4 protein-coding genes are annotated in these 2,664 nt (G+C 63.1%); all 4 read left to right on the top strand.

Annotation, left to right across the window (positions count from 1 at the left end):
* A partial coding sequence (locus tag QZ964_RS16580) for a transposase (RefSeq protein WP_292532867.1) occupies nt 1-371 on the top strand: 371 nt, incomplete at its 5' end.
* Nucleotides 371-724, top strand: a complete 354-nt coding sequence (gene tnpB, locus QZ964_RS16585; protein ID WP_196402270.1) for an IS66 family insertion sequence element accessory protein TnpB — start codon at nt 371-373, stop codon at nt 722-724. The genes QZ964_RS16580 and tnpB, both read left to right, overlap by 1 nt.
* Nucleotides 725-776: 52 nt before the next feature.
* Nucleotides 777-2,357, top strand: a complete 1,581-nt coding sequence (locus tag QZ964_RS16590; protein ID WP_292532870.1) for an IS66 family transposase — start codon at nt 777-779, stop codon at nt 2,355-2,357.
* Nucleotides 2,323-2,664: UPF0149 family protein (locus tag QZ964_RS16595; RefSeq protein WP_292532872.1), on the top strand; the 342-nt coding region annotated here is incomplete at its 3' end. The genes QZ964_RS16590 and QZ964_RS16595, both read left to right, overlap by 35 nt.

The following is a 2,664-nucleotide window of genomic DNA, read 5'->3' on the forward strand; positions in this document are numbered from 1 at the left end:
CGTCTGTTGCGGCGGTTGCGCGTCGTCACGGTCTGAACGCCAATCTCGTTTTCAAATGGATACGCCGCGCCCGCGAGGGTTGGCTTGATCGGCGGCGCGCGCCAGCGCAAAAGGCTGACGCCTCTGCGGTGGCGGGAGACAGCGACGCGCCGGCGTTTGTCCCGGTGACGCTCGTGGAACTGAACGCAGTGACGGCTCCAGCATTGGCGCCGCCGCGGGCGGCGTCGACGAAGCCGGTTCGCGAGCCGCGAAGAAGCGCGCGACGCGGGGCGATGGAGATCAGCCTGCCGAATGGCGCGCGCGTGTCGCTCGACGCGGATGTCGACGCCGAAGCGCTGCGTCGCGTCCTGTCCGCGCTGGGCGCTCTTTGATGCTTCAGTTCGCGCCGGGCGTGAAGGTCTATCTGGCGTGCAAGCCGGTCGATATGCGGCGCGGCTTTGATGGACTTGCCGCCGATGTCGCGCAGGTTCTGCGCGCTGATCCTTATTCGGGCGCGGCCTTCGTGTTCAGGAGCAAGCGCGGCGACTATGTGAAGATTTTGACCTGGGACGGGTCGGGCCTGTGCCTGTTTGCCAAGCGTCTGGAGAAAGGTAAGTTCGTGTGGCCGCCGATTGTCGAGGGCGCGCTGCAACTGACGGCGGCGCAACTGGCGCTCCTGATCGAAGGGATCGACTGGCGCCGGACGGTTGCGCCGGACGCGCCGAAACGCCCTGCATTCCTGTAGATTCCAGGCATTCTTGAGCTGCGCCGACGCGTGTTTTGTGGTAGACGAAATCATGTCGTGCGCCACTGCTGATTTGCCGGAAGATCCTGCAGAGCTGCGGCGCTTTGCGGCGGCGCTCGCCGCGGAAGTTCACGCCAAAACGCTGCTGATCGAAAAGCTGAAGATGCAGCTCGCCATTTTGCGGCGCGCGCGCTTCGGGCGATCGTCGGAAAAGCTCGATCGGGACATCGAACAGCTCGAGCTGCTGATCGGCGATATCGAGGAAAGCGACGCCGAACAGCAGGCGCGAACAGAAGCATCAGACAGCGGCGCTTCGGCTACGACGCCGAAGAAACCGTCGGTTCGGACGCCTTTGCCCGATCATCTTCTGCTTGAGACGATCACGCATGACGCGCCCTGCGTCTGCCCGACCTGCGGCGGAACGAAGTTCGGCCGGATCGGCGCCGACGAGCGGGAAGTGCTGGAATATGTCGCTTCGCACTTCAAGCGCGTGCGCCATGTGCGGGAGAAGATGAGCTGCCGCGCCTGCGAGACGATCGTTCAGGCGCCAATGCCAACGCTGCCGATCGAGAAGGGCCGGCCCGGGCCTGCGCTGCTCGCCCATGTGCTGGTCGCCAAATATTGCGACCATCTGCCTTTGCATCGTCAGTCTGACATTTATGCGCGCGAAGGCGTAATGATCGACCGCTCGGTCATGTCGGGCTGGGTCGGCCATATGGCGGCGCTACTGGAGCCGCTGGCCGAGCGCATCGCGCGCCATGTGCGCGCCGGCTCCGCGATCCACGCGGACGATACGACGGTTCCCGTGCTCGATCCGGGGCGCGGCAGGACGAAGACCGGCCGGTTATGGACGGCGGTGCGCGATGAAAGGCCCTATGGATCGACGGCGCCGCCGGCGGCTTTCTATCTCTACTCGGCGGACCGCAAGTCCGAGCGCGCTCATGCCTTGCTGAAGGATTGCCGCGGCCATCTGCACGCGGACGGCTATACCGGCTTTGGCGGCCTCTACGAGGCCGATCCAAAAACTGGCGCACCGGCGCCGTTCAAAGAGGTCGCGTGCTGGGCGCATTCCAGGCGCAAAATCTACGACGTGCATGTCGAGACAAAATCACCGGCGGCGGCACAGGCGCTTGAAATGATCGCGCGGCTCTTCGCCATCGAAGCCGACATCAAGGGTAGATCGCCGGCCGAGCGCGTCGACTCGCGCCGCGAGCGGGCAAATCCCATTTTGGATGAACTGCGCGCGTTCTTCGATGCGACGCTGGCGAAGATCAGCGGCAAGAGCGACTTTGCCAAAGCCATCCGCTATGCGACCTCCCGCTGGACGGCCTTGACCCGCTACGTCGATGACGGACGTCTCGAAATGTCGAACAACGCCGCCGAACGCGCCATCAGACCCCTTACTTTGGGCAGAAAGAATTATCTATTTGCCGGCTCCGACGACGGCGGACGTCGCGCGGCGACCATGTATACGCTGATCGAAACGGCGCGCTCCAACGACATCGATCCGGAAGCATGGCTTGCGGATGTCATCGCCCGCATCGCCGATCACCCGATCAATAAAATCGACGATCTCCTTCCCTGGAAGTGGAAGCCTCATGCGGAAAGCGCCGCGCCATCTCAAGCAGCTTGAGAATGAACTCCTCGCCCTTGGCGAGGAGGCCATGCTGCTCGAAGAACTCGATGGTCTTGTCGCCGGCGTGCTTGTTTGTCCGGAGATGATCCCGCCAAGCGAATGGCTTTCCGTCGTCTGGGGCCAGACTGTTGACGAGGCGGCGCCTGTCTTCGATACGATTGACCACCTGAACGAAGTGCTCACGCTCGTGATGGCGCACTACAATGATGTCGCAAAAAGGCTTTTCGAGAAGCCGGAGAGTTATGCGCCATACTTCGCCATCGACGATCGCAACGGTGACGTTCTGTGGGAGCTGTGGATCGAG

Origin of the sequence: Methylocystis sp., assembly GCF_021731785.1 — a bacterium.
Lineage (GTDB): Bacteria > Pseudomonadota > Alphaproteobacteria > Rhizobiales > Beijerinckiaceae > Methylocystis.

Bases quoted from the DNA above. Each gene is read 5' to 3' on its own strand.
- tnpB (WP_196402270.1), top strand. From the start codon at position 371: ATGCTTCAGTTCGCGCCGGGCGTGAAGGTCTATCTGGCGTGCAAGCCG.
- QZ964_RS16590 (WP_292532870.1), top strand. From the start codon at position 777: ATGTCGTGCGCCACTGCTGATTTGCCGGAAGATCCTGCAGAGCTGCGG.